This window comes from Marinobacter sp. L-80 (assembly GCF_056859395.1).
The window spans coordinates 127,612-148,360 of the sequence record NZ_JBSXOI010000074.1 but is presented as its reverse complement, the minus strand read 5'-3'; the positions used below and the strand labels follow the sequence as shown (position 1 = coordinate 148,360).

The following is a 20,749-nucleotide window of genomic DNA, read 5'->3' as shown; positions in this document are numbered from 1 at the left end:
TCCCTCACACGAAGGCCGCGATTTCGCGGCTAGTTCTGGCCCGAACGATAACGGGCCCAAGTGAAAGTGTTGGCCCATTCGAGCGCTTCTGCAAGTGGAAGCGGTGGGCTGTAACGATAACCCTGGCCAACATCGCAGCCAAGAGACAGTAGACGCTCCTCCTGTTCGGCCGTTTCTACCCCTTCTGCCACAGTACGCCTCTGAAAACTCTGGGACAGGCGCAAAATCGCTTCTACGATCATCGAGTTATCCTGGTTCCCGATCAGATCTCCCACGAAGGTTCGATCTATTTTCACTTCCTGGGCCGGCAAGGTCCGGAAATAGTTCAATGATGAGTAACCGGTGCCGAAATCGTCCAGGGAAATGCCCAGTCCGGCATTGCGGCAAACACTGAGGTTTTTCATGACCGTGGTGGTGTCGTCCAGGGCAGTGGTTTCAAGGATTTCTATGATCAGCCGGTCCCGCACCTCGTGAGGGCATTCGTTCATGGTGCCGGTGATGTCATCCGGGAAGTGTTCGCTCAGGAAGTGGGAGGGGCTCAGGTCGATGCTGACGGTATACGGCAACCCCAGGTTCATGAATTCGCAGATCACGCCGACTGCGCTTTCCATCACGAACAGGCCAACCTGTCTGGCGTATTCGGTGAATTCAAGGTGCTCCAGGAATCGGGCCGGCGACAGAAGCCCCTCCTCCGGGTGGTTCCAACGGATCAGTGCCTCAAAACCCTCTACCGATCCGGTGCGGTAGTTGATCTTGGGTTGGTAGTAGAGCTCGAACTGCTTTTTCGCCAGTGCCTCGTCAACCTGCTCGAGAACGCGGACACGCTCTTTCCGGGTATAGTGGGAGGCGAGGTCAAACAGGCTGTAGCTGTCTTTGCCCGCATCTTTTGCCGCATACATCGCTTGGTCGGCATGCCGGAGCAGTGTATCCGGATCCTCGGCGTCGTCAGGATAAACGGTCACACCCATGCTGGCCGACAGTTTCATGACAGAATTCTGGTAACTGATCGGGCGGCGTACAACTTCCAGAATGCGGTTGTAGACCGTCGAATCCTCCACATCCCGGAGTATGGCGACAAATTCGTCTCCCCCGAGACGACCGATGGCGTCATGTTGCCTCACAGTTGCTTTCAGGCGTTCGGAGATGATTTTCAGGACTGCATCACCAACTGCGGGGCCATGTTGGTCGTTGATGCCTTTGAAGCCATCCAGATCGATAAAACAGAGGGCAACTGTGCCTTCTCGCAGGTTCGCCTCGTGCAGCTCCTGGGTGAAAATCTCAGTGAGTTTCCGGCGGTTGGGCAAATCGGTGAGGGCATCGTAGTTCGCCGCTTTTTCAAGGCGTTTCTGGTGTTGCTGCTTCTCATGGTGCAACCTTTTGCGCTCGATCAGGTTGCCGAGGGTTTGCAGCAAAGGCTCGAGCTCTTCGGCCAGTTTTACTTTGTATCCGCCGAGACGGTTCGCCAGCCCCACCAGTCCAACTTGTTGATCTCCGGAAAACACCGGAATACCGATATAGGCATCAATATCTGGGTGCCCCTGAGGGAGCCCGCCGCGGCGAGGGTCGGTCGCGACATCGCTGGAAATGACCACCTCCCCCGAGGTCATGGGAAGTGCAATCAGGGTGTCCAGGCGATCGAACACAAGCCCCCGTCGTTCGACCTGTTGATACAACGCCTGGGTTTTGGGGTTCCAGGCAATATTGGTGATCGCTCCGATTTTCAGATAAGGGGCGCCATTCTCTTTTGATAGGGTTTCGCCAATAAACCCGAACTGGCTGCCGGTGAGCGACAGGAGATCGTTGAGCATCTGCTCGAAGGCCGCATTCTGGTTGTCACTGGTCAGAAAGACATTCAAAGCTCGCTGGATCGATCGGTTCAGGTGAGACACTTCCACGAATTCATGGTTCTCGATCGACAGGTACGTTCGCTCGAGCTCGTCCTCGATCATCGTGGCAAGGTTTCGGAGGATGTCCAGATCCAGTTCCCCGAAATCACGGGGCTGATCGTCGATGATGCAAATGGTGCCAATTTTGAAACCGGTCGGCTCACGTACTGGCATGCCGGCATAGAAGCGGATGTTGGGATGTCCGGTAACCAGTGGGTTCTGTGAAAAGCGAGGGTCCTTTGTAGCGTCGCAGACGATAAACGCCTTGTCCTGCTGAATGGCATAATCACAGAAAGCAACAGGGCGGGGGGTCTCGCTGACATCAAGGCCCTGACGCGACTTGAACCATTGACGGTTGGCATCAAGCACCGAAAAAAGCGCCGTTTTTACACCATAGTACTGGCGGGCAATCCGGGTAAGCCTTTCAAAACGGTCTTCCGGGGGCGTATCGAGAATGCCCAAACGCTCAAGGGCGGTGAGCCGTCGTTTTTCCAGGGTACTGCTATCCATGGTCGTGACTCACTTTGCTAGGCCAGGTGGTTATTTTTTGAACAAAGTTCGGCGGCGTCCATCCTCCTGTCACTTGAAACGTACGACCAGCTCGTGCAAATCGTTCGCAATCTGCTCAATGTTTTTAACGCACTCGGTGGACTCTTCACCTTTGGACAGGTTGTTGGATGCCAGATCCGAGATTTTCTCCACTTGCTCGTTGATCTGATCCGACACCTGGGCCTGCTCCTCCACGGCAGCTGCCATCTGCATTGCCATTTCGGCAATGTTGGAGACGGATTCAGCAATGTCATTAAGGGTGCTCTCGGCCGAAAGCATTTTTTCCATGCCCTCGTCTGCCGAAAGCTTGCCCTCGTCGGCTTTCTGGTTGGCCTCCTCGGAGCGGGCAATCAGTTCGCTGACAATGCCATGGATTTCACTCGTTGAATTGCGGGTCCGGGATGCCAGGCCCCTTACCTCTTCGGCCACAACGGCGAATCCGCGTCCATGCTCGCCGGCCCTCGCCGCTTCAATGGCGGCATTCAGGGCCAGCAGGTTGGTCTGCTCTGCAATCTCTTCGATAATTTTTGCGGCTGAGGCTATCTGCTGAGTCTGCTGAGCCAACTCGCCAACGGAAGCGCTAATGCCATGAACGGAACCTTTGAGAGATTCAATGGCTTCCCGGGTCCCGCGCACAACGGAACGCCCCTCATTGGCAAACTCTTTTGCGCCATCCGCCCGCTCTGCCGTGGACTGGACGTTCGAGGAGACCTCCGCAATGGTATGGGACATCTCGTGTACGGCTGCCGCAACCTGTTCGGTTTCGGCCTGCTGCTGTTTGAGTGCCTCCTGAGCTTCGAAGCTGACTTCGCGACCTTTCACAGAATACAGTCGCATCTCATCGGCGGAGTCTTCAAGCCGGGTGAGTACCGCATCAAGGTGAGCTTGTTGGGCCTTTACTGCAACCTTGATACGCCCAAGTGGCAAATCGTCATCAGTGTAGCTTCTTGCGGCCAGATCATCTGTGAAGCTGTGTGCCAGTAGCCTGGTGACCGAGCCCATCAGCTGTTTTCGGGCCAGATGCATCCAGCCGGCATAGGCAATCACGCCCCCAGCCAGCACAAGCTCGGACAACATTTTCTGATCGGCAAGAAACAGTGCCCCTGTGACAATGAAAACAAGCGCCAAAAAGATGGTGGGGGGTTGGACGCGGCGCCAGAAAGGGGTTCCTGTTCTGCCCGCCCTCAGGGCTGCGTATAGCTTTTCTGCGCGCTCGACGTCCTTCCTGTCGGGACAGGATCTCACGGACTCGTAGCCGACTACCTTGCCGTTTTCGGTGACCGGGGTAACGTAGGCACTGACCCAGTAGAAATCGCCGTTCTTGCAACGGTTCTTTACCAGGCCCATCCAGGGCTGTCCGGCCTTAAGGTGTGCCCACATGTTCTCATAGGCGGCGGGTGGCATATCGGGATGCCGGACAATGTTGTGAGGCTGGCCAATCAGCTCGTCCCGGCTGAAACCACTTATCTCCACAAAGGCCGAATTACAGTGCCTAATCTTACCTTTGAGATCTGTGGAGGAAATAAGTTTCTGATTGGGTGAGAAGGTTTTTTCGTTGTCCGTAACCGGTAGGTTTCTGCGCATTATCAACCCTGACATTAGCGTAAAAGACTTATTACTAAGTCAGGGTAGGACAAATATTGCAATAACTCTATCGGTGGGAACGGTGAAGGGCCTCAGGAATTTCCCTAATGACAACGCCCGAGGCGCTACCCGCCAACGCGACACATGGCGCTGGCGGGCCGTTTGTTCGTGGGGCAGCCTCCATTGGTAAGCCTCTCCCAGGGGTTAACGCTTTGCGGGCCGGGCCAGCCACTCATGCCCCTTCAACATCCCGTGCCAATACAGCGTTGGCAGCTGCTTGGCCTTCAACCACCAGGCGGCCCGGGTGGCCTTGGTGCCATCGTTGATCCATTTCGGGAAGCTGGGCTGAAGTACGCCGCCATAGCCAAATTCTGCGAGCACGATCTTGCCGTTTTCGACCGTCAGAGGGCAGGAGCCATAGCCCAGGTAGGCGGCTTCAAGCGGCTGGTTTCGGAGCGTCGCCACGAGGTTTTCAGCCACCACGGGTGCCTGCTTGCGCACCGCGGCAGCGGTTTTTGCGTTTCCGGTTCCGCTCACGTCGCCAAGGCCAAAAATGTTGGTGTAGGTTTTATGGCGCAGGGTATCGTCCTCAAGATTCAGCCAGCCGCCTTCATTGGCCAGTGCGGATTCCCGGATCAGCTTCGGTGCCCGCTGGGGCGGCACGGCGTGCAGCATATCAAAGCTTACTTCGCGGTCCTGGCTGTTGCCCTCGCCATCGGTTGAGCGGAAAACGGCTGTTTTCGAAGGCCCGTTCACGGCAACCAGTGTGCTCTGGAAATTCAGATCGATGCCGTATTTTTCGACATAGGCTTCCAGGGCCGGGACGTAATCGGCGACACCAAACAAGACGGCTCCGGCGTTGTGAAACTGGATATCCACATTGTTGAGCACGCCGTGCTTGAGCCAGTAATCGGCAGACAGATACATGGCTTTCTGAGGGGCGCCGGCGCATTTGATCGGCATTGGCGGCTGGCTGAAAAGAGCCCGGCCTTTCTTGAGCTTCTGCACCATGTCCCAGGTGTAGCTGGCCATGCCTTCCCGGTAATTGGATGTGACCCCGTTGGAGCCCAGCGCTTCGTCAAGACCGTCGATGCCGGCCCAGTTCAGCTCTAGCCCGGGAGCGAGCACCAGGGCTTTGTATTGCACGGAGGAACCGTCACCCAGAGAAACCTGGTTGTTGTCCTGGTCGATGGCGGTTACCGGTTGCTGGTACCAGGATACGAATTTTGGCATCACTTCTGACATGGGCTTGGAGGTGACTTCTGGCCGGAAAACCCCACCACCCACCATGGTCCAGCCGGGCTGGTAGTGGTGCCGGTTAGCCGGCTCGATAATGGCGATGTCGATATTGCCATCCCGTTTGTGGATGCTGGATGCCACCGATATACCGGCTGCTCCGCCGCCCACGATTACGACGGTATGGGTTTTGACGCTGCCCGTGGTGGTTGTGTTGCTGGTCATGCCTCGAACCTCTTGTCTTTGTTTGCTGTGCGCGAGTGAGCTTGAGATATATTAAAGCCTACCAAACTTAATGTTCTATCGTTAGCATAAATGGAAATATACAAGGTTGGCCAGCTTCGGCACAGGCATAGCGTCGAAAGTGACTTTGTCACTGAAGGCTCGATTTTGCCCAGGTACATTGGTTTCAAAGTTTTTCGATCAACCCAAAAAGGAGCTTTTCCCATGATCAAGTCAATCAAAGCCATCGCCGCGGCTGCGGTTATTGCAGCCGTACCTTTCAGCGCTTATGCCGACAGTCATAAAGGGGGTGTTGAAGAAGTGCTGGTGATCCTGTCCAGCGATTCGCTGCAGACACAGGGCATGGCGATGGTGCTTTCGAACACCATGGCCCAGCAGGGCGCCAAGGTAAACGTGCTGCTGTGCGACAAAGCCGGTGACCTGGCACTTAAGTCCTACGAAGCGCCCGCCCTCAAACCCAAAGATGTGACTCCGGGGCAGATGCTGCGCGGTCTGTTGAAAAACGGTGGTGAGGCGAAGGTCTGTGCGCTGTATCTTCCGAACAGCGACTACGGCAAGGACGATCTGATTGACGGCGTGGGCGTTGCCATGCCGCCGGAAATGGCCGGCCAGATGCTCAACCCGAAGATGCGTACGTTCACTTTCTGAGTTTGCAAGCCCGGTGTCCAGTGACCCGGGCGTTTATATCTGACTCAAGGACGATAGATCTTGTCGGCGTTCAGCGTCATGGACCATGGCAGGCCGTCATTCTGCCAGCCATTTACAATTCTCATGCCTTTCTTCTTGCCTTCTTTGGCGCCACTTCCCTGAAAGCCGTGGTCAATGTACTTCACATTGGTGAAGCCGCGCTCCAGCAGGTATTCCGCGCTTGGCTTGCCACGGCTGGACCCGGAGCGGCACATGGTAATGACCAGATCATCCCTGGTAAGGCCTTTTTCCTTCAGGGCCTTTTCTACCTGTGAAGCGAACTCCGGATTGGTGTTCATGGCAAACCGACCCTTGTCATCAAGGAAAGTCGAGCGATCGGCGAGTTTGAACGGGATATTCTTGTCGACCACATCGGTGAATCCGATAAACATGATTTCAACCGGATCCCGGACATCCACAAACAGGAGTTGGTCTCCCTGCTCCTGAACCATGTCATAGGTTTGCTGTGGGGTGAGGGAAAGTGCCTCTTCCGCCTGGGCGCTGAAGGCAATGGCGATAGTGGCGAGCAGGGCTGTCAGTATATGCTTCATGATGGTTTCCTCCTGCATTGGGGAGGCCCGCCGAACGACGGGCCCCTTATCTATCCGCGAGTCGGATTAAAGCTTGGTGGTGCGGAGATACGGACGGATTTCATTCCAGCCCTGCGGGAACAGACCCTTGGCTTCCTCGTTGGAAATGGAGGGCGGAATGATCACGTCGTCTCCTTTGCGCCAGTCGGCCGGCAGGGCAACCTTGTTGGCATCACCGGTTTGCAGGGCATCGATGACCCGGAGGATCTCGTCGAAGTTACGGCCGACCGCCATCGGGTAGGTCATGGTCAGACGGATCTTCTTGTTCGGGTCGATGATGAACACGCTGCGCACGGCTGCGGTTTCGCTCTCACCGGCGTGGATCATTTCGTACAGCTCGGCCACTTTGTGGTCAGCGTCGGCAACGATCGGGAACTGGAGGTCGCAGTTCTGGGTGTCGTTGACGTCTTCAATCCACTTTACGTGCTCTTCCACGGTATCGGTGGAAAGACCCAGGGGCTTCACGTTGCGGGCTTCGAATTCTTTCGCCAGCTGCGCGGTGCGGCCCATTTCAGTGGTGCACACCGGCGTGAAGTCGGCCGGGTGGCTGAAGAAGAATACCCAGGAATCACCTGCCCAGTCGTGGAAGTTGATCTGGCCGGCGGTGCTGTCGATGGTGAAGTTCGGGGCGGTAGAGCCAAGCAATAAACTCATGATGAATCTCCTGTCGGGTTTTGCTGGTGGAGGCGGGTTGCCTCTTGATGTCGGAGTAACAATAACCCGCCGGGAGGCCCTTAGCCAAGAAAGTTATATCTATAGAACAAATAGGTTTAACAAATTGAGGGCGGGCCTTTCTCAGTAGATCGCTCTACCGTGAGGGTTACTTCTCTGTCCTGATAAAGCGTTTACTCTGTGGCATGCTTCAGATTGTGCCCATAGTCGCAGGCCCCCTTGAAAATGATCGAAAGCCGAACTTTCGCCCCTCTCGCACTCCTACTGCTCACAGGTCTGCTGGCAGGTTGTGCGTTGCCATCCCTGAAAGACCGCTCACAGTCTGTTGCATTCGTTCAGGCGCAGACGGCAGATACGCGCCTTGGCAGCGCAGTTGGCAGAGAGATTGAAACCCACCCCGATCTCAGTGGTATTACAACACTGGAGGATCCGCTGGACGCTTTCGTTGCCCGCGCTTTGCTCGCAGAGGCCAGCGAGAGATCCCTGGATGTCCAGTACTACATCTGGCGGGACGATATTACCGGCAAGCTGCTTCTGTACTCGCTATATCGCGCGGCCGAACGTGGCGTTCGGGTTCGGTTGCTCCTGGATGACAACGGCATCGCCGGCCTGGACGATCTCCTGGCGGCGTTAAATCATCACGACAACGTCGAGGTTCGGCTGTTCAATCCGTTTGTGATTCGTAGTTCCCGGACTTTGGGCTTTCTGACGGACTTTGGTCGCCTGAACCGCCGGATGCACAACAAGTCATTCACGGCTGACAACCAGGCCTCCATTATTGGCGGCCGCAACATTGCTGATGAGTATTTCGGTGTGGGTGACGGTACGCTGTTCGCGGATCTGGATGTTCTGGCGATCGGGCCCGTCGTGGAGCGTGTCTCCAGGGATTTTGATCGCTACTGGGCGAGTCAGTCCGCGTATCCGGTGGATCGGTTGCTCGCAGGCGCCGATGATGAGGATCTGGATGCCATGGCAGCAAGTCTTGCTTCCGTCGAACAGGATGCTGAAGCCCGGCGCTTCGTGGCTGCTTTGCAGAATTCGGATTTTCTCAGGGAATTGCTGGACCGGGAGGTCTCTTTTGTCTGGGCGCCGGTAGAGATGGTGAGCGATGATCCTGCCAAGGCCCAGGGGCTCGAAGGAGAGCAGAGTCGATTGAGCCAACAGTTGGCCCTGGCGTTGGGTGAACCTGAAAAGACAGTGACCCTGGTTTCGCCCTACTTCGTTCCCGGTAATCGTGGCGTCGAGCTGTTTCGCGAGCTTGAAAGCGCCGGTGTGCAGGTGCGGATTCTCACCAACTCCCTGGAAGCCAACGACGTCGCCCTGGTGCATTCAGGCTATGCGAAATACCGGGAGGCCCTATTAGAGGCGGGCGTTGAGTTGTTCGAGCTGCGCAAATTCAGGTCTGAGGATGAAGACAGCAAGTCGAGCCCTCGCGGCATTGCCGGCAGCTCGGCCGCCAGCCTTCACGCCAAAACCTTCGCCGTAGATGGTCAGTCGCTTTTCGTTGGTTCCTTCAATTTCGACCCCCGTTCAGCGAATCTGAACACCGAGCTGGGTTTTCTGATCAAGAGCCCGGAGCTGGCGACCGCACTTGAATCCGCCTTTCCCGAGAAAGTCAGACTTGCGGCTTATGAGGTTATGCTGGATGAAGACGGCAATCTCCGATGGCTGGAGTTCACGGGTGCAGAAACGATCGAGCACCACCATGACCCGAATACCGGCCCTTTCAAACGGGCATTGGTGTATCTGTTCTCTTTGTTGCCTGTGGAGCCGTTGCTTTAGTTACGTAATCAGCGCTGTGATTGACGGCCTCGACGATAAGTCGATTTTTTGATGCGTACCGCTAGGGGGGAAAAACGGGAAGGGAATAAACGGGAAAATGGTCGGCGTGGCAGGATTCGAACCTGCGACCCCTTCGTCCCGAACGAAGTGCGCTACCAAGCTGCGCCACACGCCGATCAACGGCCGGTATTATACGGATTCGCTTTGGTTTTACCAGCCCTCGGCGGATAAAAGGGCATCCGTAAATTTGCTCAGATTATCGTAGATACTGACATCGGCGCCGGGTATAGGCCGGGCCTCCAGATGGCGTTCGGTGTCCAGGCCGTTGCCAGTTCGCACGAGTACCGGACGGCACCCTTCGGCGTGGCCGGCTTCCAGGTCCTTGCGGCTGTCTCCCACCATGATGACCCCTTCAAGACTGGCGAGATGAAAATGCTCGCGGATCTGCTCCAGCAGGCCGGTGAGTGGCTTGCGGCAGCAGCACTGGTCGTCGGGGTGGTGGGGGCAGTAGGCAATGAAGTCGATGCAGCCACCCTGGGCTTCCACCAGCTGCTCGAGCTTCTCGTGCATGGCATCCAGCTCATCGGTGTCGTAGTAGCCGCGGCCGATGCCTGACTGGTTAGTGGCGATGGCAATGCGATGGCCGGCAATACAGAGCCGGGCCACCGCCTCAACGCTGCCGGGAATGGGGTGCCATTCATCCGCCGAGCAGATGTAGTTGCCATCGTACTCGTTGATGACCCCGTCCCGGTCGAGAATGATCAACATCGCTGTGCGCGTGCCCCTTGGTCCGGTCTCAGCCTGCTGTGGGCAGCAGGGAGATATCCGCAACGCGCAGGAACAGGTTGCGCAGGCGGTTCAGCAACGCCAGCCGGTTGTTCCTTACCGCCTCGTCGTCGGCCATGACCATCACTTCATCAAAGAAGTTGTCCACCGGTGCACGCAGGCTGGCCAGTGAGCTCAGGGCACTGGCGTAGTCGCCGTTCTCGAACAGCGGCAGAACTTTCGCGGCCTGTTGGTCGACCTGCTCGGCGAGGGCCTTTTCGGCGCTGTCCTGCAGCAGGCTGGCGTCGACCGTTTCGCCGATGCTGTCGCCACCCTGTTTGGTCAGGATGTTAGAAACCCGCTTATTGGCGCCGGCCAGGGCCTGCGCTTCGGGCAGCTGCCGGAAGGCTTCCACCGCTTTTACCCGGCGGTCGAAATCCAGCGGGCGGGTCGGACGGCGGGCGTGAACGGCCAGGTAGACCTCGGCGCCAATGCCCTGCTCGTCGTAGTGGGCACGGAAGCGCTCCAGCATATAGTCCACCACGGTGCTGGCGGTGTTCTGCTCGGTCAGCAAGGTGAAGTTCTCTTCGGCCCACTCGCAGCAGGTTTGCAGGTCCAGCGGCAGTTCGCGCTCGATGATAATGCGCAGCACCCCGAGGGAGGCCCGGCGCAGGGCGAACGGGTCCCGTGTGCCGGATGGCGGCTGGTTGATGCCGAACAGGCCCACCAGGGAGTCCAGACGGTCCGCGATGGCGATGGCACAGCCGGTCAGGGTTGTTGGCAAATCGTCGCCAGCGAAACGGGGCATGTACTGTTCGTTCAGTGCCTTGGCCACGTCTTCCGGTTCGCCGTCATTGGCGGCGTAGTATTGGCCCATGATGCCCTGCAGGTCGGTGAACTCCAGGACCATTTCGGTGACCAGGTCGGTCTTCGCCAGCATGGCGGCGCGCTCGGCGAGGGCCGGATCACTGCCGATGGCGTCGGCGATTTTCTTGGCCAGTGCGGCAACGCGCACAGACTTGTCGTAGATACTGCCCAGTTTTTCCTGGAACACGATGGGCTTGAGGGCGTCGATGCGATCCTCGAGTTTGGTCTTCCGGTCGGTCTCGTAGAAGAACGCGGCATCGGAGAGCCGGGGCCGGATCACTTTCTCGTTACCGGAAACAACCTGTGACGGGTCCTTGCTTTCGATGTTTGCCACGGTGATGAACAGCGGCAGCATTTCCCCGTCGGCGGCCACCACGTGGAAGTACTTCTGGTGTTCCTTCATAGAGGAAATCAGGGCCTCCGCTGGAACCTCGAGGAACCGTTCCTCGAATCGGCCCATCAACGGCACTGGCCACTCGTTGAGCGCGGTGACTTCGTCCAGCAGGTCCTCATCGATGACGGCCTTGCCACCGGCTTCCTTCTCGGCCAGCTCGGTGACGCCGGCGCGAATCTGTTCCCGGCGCTCGGCGAAATCGGCAATCACATAGCCTTCCTGCTTGAGGACGACTTCGTAATCACCCGGCGTAGGTACGATCAGGGATTTCGGGCAATGGAAGCGGTGACCGCGGGTCTTGTTGCCCGGAGTCAGGCCCATGATGGGCGCCTCGATCACCTTGTTGCCGAACAACATTACTACCCAGTGGACCGGACGCACGAACTCGGTACGGTGGCCACCCCAGCGCATGCGCTTGGGAATCGGCAGGCCGGCCAGGGATTGCTCCACCAGTTCCGGCATCAGCTCTACGGTGGGCTTGCCCTGCTCGACCGTGCGGTAGACCACCCAGGCACCCTTGTCGGTTTCCAGGGTGTCGAGCTGGTCCGGGGTTACGCCCAGAGAGGTGGCAAAGCCGGTCAGCGCGCGGGTCGGATTGCCAGCGTCGTCGAATGCCGCCTTGACGGCAGGGCCACGTTTTTCAACCGACTTGTCCGGCTGGGAGTCAGCCAGATCCCGGATCCGCACGGCCAGGCGGCGCGGAGCGGCAAAGGCTTCAACCTTGCCAAATTCGATGCCCGCTTCTTCCAGGCCCCGGGCAATGCCCTGGGTGAAGGCGTCAGACAGCGGCTTGAGGGCCTTGGGGGGCAGTTCTTCGGTGCCCAGTTCGACCAGAAAATCCTGTGTTGCCATGGTTATGCGTTCCCCTGTTCCTGCTGTGCCTTCTTCGCTTTCTTGCCTTTCTTGCTTTTCGCCTTGTCGTCGGCGGCCTCAGCGGCGGCAAGGACTTCCTTGCGCAACGCCTCGGGGGCGAGCGGGAAGCCAAGCGAGCGACGGCTGTCGAAGTACGCCTGGGCGACGGCACGAGCCAGGGTGCGAACCCTCAGGATGAAGCGCTGACGCTCGGTAACCGAGATGGCGTGGCGGGCGTCCAGCAGGTTAAAAGTATGGGAGGCCTTGAGAACCTGTTCATAGGCTGGCAGGGCCAGGCCGGCTTCGATCAGCCGTGCGCTCTCCCGCTCGTGAACATCAAAGCTATGAAACAGGAACTCGGTGTCAGCGTGCTCGAAGTTGTAGGTGGACATCTCCACTTCCTGCTGGTGGAACACGTCACCGTAGGTGACCACACCGTCCGGGCCCTCGGTCCAGACCAGGTCGTACACGCTGTCGACGCCCTGCAGGTACATGGCGATCCGCTCAAGCCCGTAGGTCAGTTCGCCGGTCACCGGGAAGCATTCCAGGCCGCCAACCTGCTGGAAGTAGGTGAACTGAGTCACTTCCATGCCGTTCAGCCAGATTTCCCAGCCCAGACCCCAGGCGCCCAGCGTCGGGGACTCCCAGTTGTCTTCTACAAACCGGATGTCGTGAACGAGCGGGTCCAGACCCAGCGCCCGCAGGGAATCCAGGTACAGTTCCTGGATGTTGTCCGGTGATGGCTTCAGAACCACCTGGAACTGGTAGTAATGCTGCAGGCGGTTCGGGTTCTCACCGTAACGGCCGTCGGTAGGACGGCGGCTGGGCTGAACGTAGGCGGCGTTCCAGGTTTCCGGCCCGATGGCACGCAGGAAGGTGGCCGGGTGGAACGTGCCGGCACCCACTTCCATGTCCAGTGGCTGGAGGACCACGCAGCCATGCTGCGCCCAGAAATTCTGCAGAGCCAGGATAAGGCCCTGGAAGGTCCCGATATCCGGAGTTGTCTGTTTCGTTGCCTTGTCTGTCACGACGGTTGCCTGCTGATCAGTCTGTGTGTGGCGCCCCGGTTGTCCTTCGGGGCGCTCCGAAAAAAGAAAGGCGCATTATACGCGTGCTGGCTGTGTATTTCTAAGTCAGAAGAAGGTAAGACCCACCTGGAACAGTTTTTCCACATCCCGGATGCGGGTTTTGTCCACCAGGAACAGGATTACGTGGTCGTCCGGTTGGATCCGGAGATGATCGTGGGCGATCAGAACTTCATTGCGGCGCACGATGGCGCCGATGGTGGTGCCTTCTGGCAGGTTGATTTCATCAAGCCGTTTACCGACCACTTTTGAAGACCGGTGATCCCCATGGGCAATGGCTTCGATTGCCTCTGCCGCGCCCCTGCGCAGTGAGTGAACGTTCACAACATCGCCCCGGCGAACGTGGGTCAGAAGGCTGCCAATGGTGGTCTGTTGGGGCGAGATGGCCACATCGATGTCGCCGCCCTGAATCAGGTCCACGTAGTCCGGATTGTTGATCAGGGTCAGGACCTTGCGAGCGCCCAGGCGCTTGGCCAGAAGCGAAGCCATGATGTTGGCTTCATCGTCGTTGGTCACTGCGCAGAACACATCGGTACTCTCGATGTTCTCTTCCAGCAGGATATCCTTGTTGGCGGCGTTGCCCTCCAGCACCACGGTCTTGCGCAGGTTCTCCGAGAGCATGACACAGCGCTCGTGGTCCCGCTCCAGCAGTTTGACCTGGTACCGGTTCTCGAGGGTATGGGCAAGCCGCTGACCGATATTGCCGCCCCCGCAGATGAAGATGCGCTTGTAGGGTTTGACCAGGGGTTGGAGTTCGCTCATCACCGACTTGATGTGGTCACCGGCGGCAATGAAGAACACCTCGTCCCCGTCTTCAATCACCGTGTTGCCCTCGGGCATGATCGCCCGGTCTTTGCGGAAGATGGCCGCCACCCGGGTATCGATCTTGGGCATGTGGGTGCGCAGGTAAGACAGCTCATGGCCCACCAGCGGGCCACCCTTGGTGGCACGGATGGCCACAAGGCGGGTCAGGCCCTTGGAAAACTCCAGTACCTGGAGGGCGCCGGGGTTCTCGATCAACCGGGTGATGTGTTTGGTCACCAGGTGTTCGGGGCTGATCAGAACATCAATGGGAAAACCCCGCAGGCTGTCGAGGTCCTTGGTCTGGTCGCGCTGGTAGAAAAGTTCGGATTTCGCCAGATAGGCGTTGGCTCGTACCCGGCATATGGTGGTCGGGGTCTTGTACAGCAGTTTGGCCACCTGGCAGGCGACCATATTTGTCTCGTCACTGTTGGTGACGGCAATCAGCATGTCGGCGTCTTCGGCCCCGGCCTGTCGCAGTGCCGTGGGATAGGACGCCGCGCCCTGAACGGTGCGGATGTCGAGCCGGTCCTGCAATTCGCGCAATCGGGCACCATCGCTGTCGATAATGGTGATGTCGTTGGCTTCGTTGGCTAGGTTTTCGGCAAGGGTACCGCCGACCTGGCCGGCACCGAGAATCAGGATTTTCATGGTTCGGGTTTCTCCAGCACGGCGTAGAAGAAGCCGTCATGGCTGTCCGGATCCGGGAGCAGTTGCCGCCCCGCACCCATATCGCGTCCCCATTGAGCTTCCGGCTCAACGAGAATGGCATCGGTCTGCTGCTTGCAAAACCGCTGAATTATACGGTGGTTTTCCTGCGGGAACACCGAGCAGGTGGCATACACCAGCCGGCCTCCGGGTTTCAGGATAGCCCACATTGCGTCCAGCAACCCGAGCTGTATGGCCGCCAGGGGGGTAATGTCCGATTCACGGCGCAATAACTTGATATCAGGGTGGCGGCGAATCACGCCGCTGGCGCTGCAGGGCACGTCCAGAAGAATGCGATCGAATGCCTCGCCGTCCCACCATTGTTCGGTCGCAGCCGCATCCGCCTGTTTCAGGGTGGCGTTGAGGTCAAGTCGATCCAGATTCTCCTGAACCCTGGGCAGGCGATCAGCGGATTCGTCGATGGCGACCACTTCCGCCAGCTCGCCACAGCTCTCCAGAATCGCACAGGTTTTGCCGCCGGGAGCGGCACAGGCATCCAGAACCCTCTGGCCAGGCGCCAGGTCCATCAGGGTGGTACACAATTGTGCGGCCTCATCCTGCACGCTGACAGCGCCATCGGCGAACCAGGGCAGCCGATCGACAGGAACCGGAGTGGCCAGTTGAATGCCGTGGGGTGCGAAGCGCGTTGCCTTTGCTTCGATGCCGGCCTCAGCCAGCAGGCCAAGATACTCATCCCGGGCAAAACGGAGGGCATTTACCCGCAGGGTCATGGGGGCCTGGGCATTGTTGGCGTCGAGAATGTGCTGCCAGTCTTCCGGCCAGTTGTGGCGGAGCTTTTCCACCATCCACACCGGGTGGCTGAACCTGCCGGCATCGTCTGCCGGTTCTTGTGCGCCTTCCCGCTCCGCGGCCCTGAGGACACCATTCACCAGCCCGGTCAGATGGGGTTTGTCCAGGGCGCGACAGGCTTCAACGGTTTCATTGAGAACGGCGTAATTGGCCTGTTGGCTGAAGCGCAACTGGAACAGGGCAACCAGCATCAGGTGATGGATGATGCGGTCGGGCTTGCGCAGAGGTTTTTTCAGCCGGCTGTTGAGCTCGCCGTCCAGGCGGTAAAACCAGCGGCAGGTGCCGTAACAGAGCGCCTGGAGAACCGGACGTTCATTGGCGGGCAGGCGGTTCAGTGCGGGCGGCAGGCACTGGGACAGGGACTGGCCATTCTCCACGGAAAGCATCACACCCGCGGCGATGGCGCGCATGGGGTGTTGTCGGTCGCCCATCTCAGCGCAGCTCCTGGCCGGGCATGAGCAGCTCCTTGCCGCCATTGATCAGGTCGTTCACGCTTTGGGCGCGGGAGCCCGGCAGCTGGAGACGGGTGATGCGCAGGGTGCCGTTGCCGCAGGCAATGTCGATCCCGTCCCGGTCCCGTTGTACTACGGTGCCGGGGAAAGCGTCGCTGGCGGTAACCAGGGCCTGGGCTTCGTGAATCCGGATGCGTTGGTCACCCAGATCGGTGTAGGTTCCGGGCCAGGGGTTAAAGGCGCGAACCAGCCGTTCAATCGCTATGGCATCTGCGGCCCAGTCAATATGGCCTTCAGTCTTGCTCAGTTTGCTGGCGTAGCAGGCCAGCTGGTCGTTCTGGAATTCCCCGGTGAGTTCGCCCTTCTGAAGAAGCTCCAGGGCCTTGATGATGGCCTGGCCTCCGAGTTCAGCCAGGCGGTCATGGAGACTGCCGCCGGTGTCGTTGTCCTCGATGGTGGTCAGGGATTTCAACAGCATGGCGCCGGTATCCAGGCCCTCGTCCATCTGCATGATGGTGATGCCGGTTTCCGCATCGCCTGCCGCTATGGCCCGCTGAATAGGTGCGGCGCCGCGCCAGCGCGGCAGCAGCGAGGCGTGGATGTTCAGGCAGCCGTGGGTTGGAATGTCCAGGACCGCCTTCGGCAGGATCAGACCGTAGGCCGCGACAATCATCACGTCCGGATTCAGATCGGCCAATTGTTTCTGGGCGTCGGGCGTTTTCAGTGTTTCGGGCTGGAAGACCGGGATCCCGTGGTCCAGCGCCACCTGCTTGACCGGGCTGGGCTGCAGCTTCCGGCCACGGCCGGCGGGACGATCCGGCTGGGAGTAAACGCCAACAATGGTGTGGCCGGCTGCAATCAGGGCGCGGAGCGCGGTTGCCGCAAAATCCGGTGTACCAGCAAAAACAAGTCGCACGGTGTAGTGATCTCTGTTCCGTTGTATACGAAAAGACCGGGTCATGACCCGGTCCGGAATAGTGTCTGGTTTTGGGCTAGGCCAAAGCCTGATCAGGCACTTTTCTTGTGCTGCTTCTCCAGCTTTTTGCGAATGCGGTTGCGCTTGAGAGAGCTCAGGTAGTCAACGAACAATCTGCCGTTCAGGTGATCCATCTCATGCTGGATACAGACAGCCAACAGGCCTTTCGCTTCCAGTTCAAACGGTTTGCCGTCCCGGTCCATTGCACGGATCATGCAGTGTTCGATCCGCTCAACGTCTTCGTAGAAACCGGGCACAGACAGGCAACCTTCCTGCATGGCTTCTCGTTCGCCGTCCAGCACTTCCACCTCGGGATTGATGAACACCCGCGGCTCGCTCTTGTCCTCGGACAGATCCATAACGATGATCTGTTTGTGCACATTCACCTGGGTGGCCGCAAGGCCAATGCCGGGCGCATCGTACATGGTCTCGAACATGTCGTCGATCAGCTTGCGGTCGGCGTCTGTCACCTCTTCTACCGGTTTGGCAATGGTGCGTAGACGGGGATCCGGGTATTCGAGAATCTCTAGTATCATAGGTCGGTCTTTTAGCCTGTATGTCGGGATGCCCGCGGTATTGTGCCGGCATGCCTTTTGACTTTGCTGCTCTTTGTAACAGTGTGAAACTGATCTCCGAAATGCGACAGCGTACTGCGCAAATTTTCACCTTGCCTCTACTATTATCGGGGCAAGGCCCCAGCTTTCAACGGCTGGAGGGGTTCTCAAGCTTTATAAGACTATTATCCAACAATTCGTCGATTGAGTACAAACTGATCAGTTAATAGTTAAAATCTTTCAACGACGGGATAGAATTTACTGGAAGAACAAAAGATAACATCACAATTTGCGAGACTTCTTCTATAGTAACTGGAATAACAACGTAATAAGCTGCAGGTAACTGACTGCATCCCAACAGAATGCAAAGAATCAAGGCACGCGATCAAGGACTTACACAATGAGGAAACTGCTGTACGCTCTGGCAGCAACTACGCTGCTTATAACCTCCTGGGCTCATGCTGCACCGGAGCTGCGGTCCGATCATCCCGAGCGTTACACCGTAGTTAAGGGTGACACCCTCTGGGACATTTCGGCCCGTTTTCTGAACAACCCCTGGTACTGGCCGGAAATATGGCATGTAAACCCGCAGGTCGCCAACCCTCACCTGATTTATCCCGGTGATCGCCTTGCCCTGGTTTATATTGATGGCAAGCCCCGTATTACGAAGGTTGCCAGCAACGATGTCGTAAAGCTGTCGCCCAAGGTACGTTCCGAGCCCATCGATACGCCCATCCCGGCGATCCCGCTTGATGCCATTGGCAGTTTCCTGACGGACACCCGTATTGTCAGCCCGGAAGAGATCAACGGTGCTCCGTATGTTCTCGAAGGTGAAGACGGCCGGATTATCACCGGTGCCGGCGACAAGCTCTATGCTCGCGGAGAAAAGCCTGCAGACAAGGTGGGTGTATTCCGTCGCAGCAAGGAATTCCGGGATCCGGATACTGGCGAGTTCCTCGGTCTTGAGGCGCGCAGTATTGCCCGTGGTGATGTCGCCCGGGAAAACGGCGATGTGTTGACCGTAAACCTGACCAGCTCCAGCGAAGAAGTTCGCATTGGTGACCGACTGATGGTGAGTGAAGACCGCCGTCTGACCACCAGCTTTGTGCCCAGTGCTCCCGACCAGGATATTGAAGGGCAGATGATCTCGGTTGATGGCGGTGTAAGCCAGATCGGTCAGTTTGATGTGGTTGCCATAAACCGCGGCACTCGGGAAGGTCTGGAAGCTGGCAACGTGATGGCCGTGCTGAAAAGCGGCAACCTGGTTCGCGATCCGGTGACCGGAGAAACCATCGAGCTGCCCTCCGAGCGTGCCGGGTTGCTGATGGTGTTCCAGGCTTATGAAAAAATGAGCTACGGTCTGGTGCTGCAGGCCAACCGCGTGTTGACGGTGGGCGACAAGGTGACCAACCCCTGATTGACTGACTACCGATAGACGCAACGGCCGGACCAGGAAGGTCCGGCCTCGCTGTTTTCAAGGATGATGCCGTGTTTTCCTCTGCCACAGCCCAATGGCTGTTCCTGACTTGCCTGCCCGGCCTCGGCCGTACCCGTCGGCGTGAACTGCTGACTGAATTTCCTGATTTGCCCCAAATGCTTTCCATGAATGCTGCAACCCTGCGGGCCGTGGGCATGACTGCAGACGCCATGGCCGCAATCCAGGCCTGGCAAAAGCAGGATGATGCGCATCCGGCGGTTCGTGAGGTGCGGACCATAATGCACGATTGCCAGAAGCATGCCGTCGGTATTCTGACCTGGGGAGATACCCACTACCCCGAGCAGCTCCGGCACATTCACGACGCGCCCCTGGTGCTCTTCACCCGAGGTGATACGGAGCTCCTGGCACGGGACCAGATCGGTATCATCGGTAGTCGCAAGGCTACGCCCGCCGGCCTGGATCATGCCCGGCGTTTTGCCGCCGAACTGAGCGCCCGCGATCTGATGGTGACCAGCGGTCTGGCGCTCGGGGTCGATGGCGCTGCCCATGCGGGGGCACTGGATGCGGGGTATCCCACCGTCGCGGTGATTGGCTGTGGCCTCGACCGCGTCTACCCTCACCAGCATCGCCGCCTGGGTGAGCGAGTCGTTGCCGACGGACTGATGATTTCCGAGTATCCTCCTGGCACGCCGGCAAGAGCCGCGCACTTTCCCCAACGTAACCGGATTATCAGTGGCCTGAGCCGTGGGGTGCTGGTGGTCGAGGCGGGACTGCGCAGCGGCTCCCTGATTACCGCGAGGATGGCGCTGGAGCAGGGGCGGGAAGTATTCGCCATTCCCGGCTCGGTGCACAGCCCTGTTGCCCGGGGGTGTCATCACCTGATCAAACAGGGGGCCCGCCTGGTGGAAACGGTGGAGGATATCCTGGAGGAGCTTGGTGCCTGGTGGTCCCCGCCGCTGGTAACCGAGGCGGCTGGCACCCCGGAACCGAAGCCCGGAGGCAAGGGCCCCCTGGCTGGCCTCGACGGCCGTGAAATCGCGGTGTTTGAGGCTTTAGGGTATGATCCACAGTCAACCGACGCACTGAGTTCAGCAACCGGCCTTCCTGCCGATCAGCTTATGCAGTCCCTGTTGCTTCTGGAGTTGCAGGGGCTTGTCAGCTCGGCACCGGGAGGCTTTCAGAAAATCGCCTGAACCCCGTGTGATCATCTAACCGGATCAACGTCTGACACAAGCAGTATGGCCCATTCCCACCCTCTATCTGACTGGCAATTGCACTGCGCTCGCCGCATGGTTCTCGGAGGCGGCGTTATTGCCTATCCCACCGAGGCTGTCTGGGGGCTGGGTTGTGATCCCTGGGACCAGGAAGCGGTGGAGAAGGTTCTGGAGCTGAAGCGGCGCCCGGTCGAGAAAGGCGTGATTCTGGTGGCTTCTTCCCTTGACCAGGTCCGCTTCCTGCTGGATCCCCTTCCCCCTCTGCTCCGGGCCGAGGCCGAGCGGCACTGGCCCGGCCCCGTGACCTGTCTGCTGCCAGACCCGGAGCGACAGGTGCCGGAATGGGTGCGCGGAAAGCACAGTTCCATCGCGGTTCGGGTCAGCGAGCACCCGGTGGTGCGGGCGCTCTGTGAAGCGACGGGCATGCCCCTGGTCTCCACGTCCTGTAATCCGGCCGGGCGACCGCCTGCCCGCCATATCTGGCAGGTGCGCGGGTATTTTGGCGATCAGTTGGACTGGATCGTTCCGGGAGCACTGGGCGGTAATCGCAAACCCAGCCGTATTATTGATATTGTCAGCGGTCAGCAACTTCGTTAGGAGCGTT

17 protein-coding genes and 1 tRNA gene are annotated in these 20,749 nt (G+C 58.5%); 5 read left to right on the top strand and 13 right to left on the bottom strand.

All coding sequences use genetic code 11. The features are described 5' to 3' along the window. Nucleotides 1-29 precede the first annotated feature (29 nt). From AC13E3_RS16715 to AC13E3_RS16705, 3 genes are all read right to left on the bottom strand, one after another. Nucleotides 30-2,396: a sensor domain-containing phosphodiesterase gene (locus AC13E3_RS16715; RefSeq protein WP_482902250.1), complete on the bottom strand. Its 2,367-nt coding sequence runs from the start codon at nucleotides 2,394-2,396 to the stop codon at nucleotides 30-32. Between the two features lie 69 nt (nucleotides 2,397-2,465). Continuing rightward, the gene (locus AC13E3_RS16710) at nucleotides 2,466-4,019 is read right to left on the bottom strand and encodes a methyl-accepting chemotaxis protein (protein WP_273157780.1); all 1,554 of its coding nucleotides are present in this window, start codon (nucleotides 4,017-4,019) and stop codon (nucleotides 2,466-2,468) included. Between the two features lie 204 nt (nucleotides 4,020-4,223). Continuing rightward, nucleotides 4,224-5,480 (bottom strand): NAD(P)/FAD-dependent oxidoreductase, encoded by a 1,257-nt coding sequence (locus tag AC13E3_RS16705; RefSeq protein WP_482902249.1) that lies wholly within the window; start codon nucleotides 5,478-5,480, stop codon nucleotides 4,224-4,226. A 222-nt stretch (nucleotides 5,481-5,702) separates the two neighbouring features. On the opposite strand from AC13E3_RS16705, the gene AC13E3_RS16700 reads away from it, so the two are divergent. Further along, nucleotides 5,703-6,146 carry a hypothetical protein gene (locus tag AC13E3_RS16700; protein ID WP_273157778.1) on the top strand — a complete coding sequence of 148 codons (444 nt, stop codon included), beginning with the start codon at nucleotides 5,703-5,705 and terminating at the stop codon, nucleotides 6,144-6,146. 44 nt (nucleotides 6,147-6,190) lie between these two features. On the opposite strand, the gene AC13E3_RS16695 is transcribed toward AC13E3_RS16700, so the two are convergent. Continuing rightward, the gene (locus AC13E3_RS16695) at nucleotides 6,191-6,736 is read right to left on the bottom strand and encodes a rhodanese-like domain-containing protein (protein WP_273157777.1); all 546 of its coding nucleotides are present in this window, start codon (nucleotides 6,734-6,736) and stop codon (nucleotides 6,191-6,193) included. Between the two features lie 66 nt (nucleotides 6,737-6,802). Further along, on the bottom strand, nucleotides 6,803-7,429 hold the full coding sequence (locus AC13E3_RS16690) for a peroxiredoxin (protein WP_014578868.1): 627 nt from the start codon (nucleotides 7,427-7,429) through the stop codon (nucleotides 6,803-6,805). A 243-nt stretch (nucleotides 7,430-7,672) separates the two neighbouring features. Between AC13E3_RS16690 and AC13E3_RS16685 the strand changes: the two genes are divergently transcribed. After that, nucleotides 7,673-9,229, top strand: coding sequence for a phospholipase D family protein (locus tag AC13E3_RS16685; RefSeq protein ID WP_482902248.1), 1,557 nt, complete (start codon nucleotides 7,673-7,675; stop codon nucleotides 9,227-9,229). Nucleotides 9,230-9,327: 98 nt separating this feature from the next. Here AC13E3_RS16685 and AC13E3_RS16680 read toward each other — a convergent pair. The 8 genes from AC13E3_RS16680 to def all read right to left on the bottom strand — a co-directional run bounded on the left by AC13E3_RS16680 (nucleotide 9,328) and on the right by def (nucleotide 17,475). Then, a tRNA-Pro gene (locus AC13E3_RS16680) sits at nucleotides 9,328-9,404 on the bottom strand. A gap of 35 nt (nucleotides 9,405-9,439) precedes the next feature. Continuing rightward, nucleotides 9,440-9,997, bottom strand: a complete 558-nt coding sequence (gmhB, locus tag AC13E3_RS16675) for a D-glycero-beta-D-manno-heptose 1,7-bisphosphate 7-phosphatase (protein ID WP_338355825.1) — start codon at nucleotides 9,995-9,997, stop codon at nucleotides 9,440-9,442. Between the two features lie 28 nt (nucleotides 9,998-10,025). Then, nucleotides 10,026-12,107 carry a glycine--tRNA ligase subunit beta gene (gene glyS, locus AC13E3_RS16670; RefSeq protein WP_405417756.1) on the bottom strand — a complete coding sequence of 694 codons (2,082 nt, stop codon included), beginning with the start codon at nucleotides 12,105-12,107 and terminating at the stop codon, nucleotides 10,026-10,028. 2 nt (nucleotides 12,108-12,109) lie between these two features. Further along, entirely contained in the window at nucleotides 12,110-13,135 is a 1,026-nt protein-coding gene (gene glyQ / locus AC13E3_RS16665; protein ID WP_041645858.1) for a glycine--tRNA ligase subunit alpha, read from the bottom strand. Nucleotides 13,136-13,240: 105 nt separating this feature from the next. Continuing rightward, entirely contained in the window at nucleotides 13,241-14,644 is a 1,404-nt protein-coding gene (gene trkA, locus AC13E3_RS16660) for a Trk system potassium transporter TrkA (protein WP_008176663.1), read from the bottom strand. Next, nucleotides 14,641-15,942, bottom strand: coding sequence for a 16S rRNA (cytosine(967)-C(5))-methyltransferase RsmB (rsmB, locus tag AC13E3_RS16655; protein ID WP_405417760.1), 1,302 nt, complete (start codon nucleotides 15,940-15,942; stop codon nucleotides 14,641-14,643). The genes trkA and rsmB overlap by 4 nt, the downstream gene beginning before the upstream one ends. Nucleotide 15,943: 1 nt before the next feature. Next, entirely contained in the window at nucleotides 15,944-16,879 is a 936-nt protein-coding gene (gene fmt / locus AC13E3_RS16650) for a methionyl-tRNA formyltransferase (protein WP_273069643.1), read from the bottom strand. A gap of 92 nt (nucleotides 16,880-16,971) precedes the next feature. Next, nucleotides 16,972-17,475 (bottom strand): peptide deformylase, encoded by a 504-nt coding sequence (gene def, locus AC13E3_RS16645; RefSeq protein WP_008176668.1) that lies wholly within the window; start codon nucleotides 17,473-17,475, stop codon nucleotides 16,972-16,974. 418 nt (nucleotides 17,476-17,893) lie between these two features. Between def and AC13E3_RS16640 the strand changes: the two genes are divergently transcribed. The 3 genes from AC13E3_RS16640 to tsaC all read left to right on the top strand — a co-directional run bounded on the left by AC13E3_RS16640 (nucleotide 17,894) and on the right by tsaC (nucleotide 20,742). Further along, entirely contained in the window at nucleotides 17,894-18,910 is a 1,017-nt protein-coding gene (locus AC13E3_RS16640) for a LysM peptidoglycan-binding domain-containing protein (RefSeq protein WP_008176670.1), read from the top strand. A 71-nt stretch (nucleotides 18,911-18,981) separates the two neighbouring features. Then, nucleotides 18,982-20,124, top strand: coding sequence for a DNA-processing protein DprA (gene dprA / locus AC13E3_RS16635; protein WP_273155871.1), 1,143 nt, complete (start codon nucleotides 18,982-18,984; stop codon nucleotides 20,122-20,124). Nucleotides 20,125-20,169: 45 nt separating this feature from the next. Next, entirely contained in the window at nucleotides 20,170-20,742 is a 573-nt protein-coding gene (gene tsaC, locus AC13E3_RS16630; protein ID WP_273155869.1) for an L-threonylcarbamoyladenylate synthase type 1 TsaC, read from the top strand. Nucleotides 20,743-20,749: the final 7 nt, after the last annotated feature.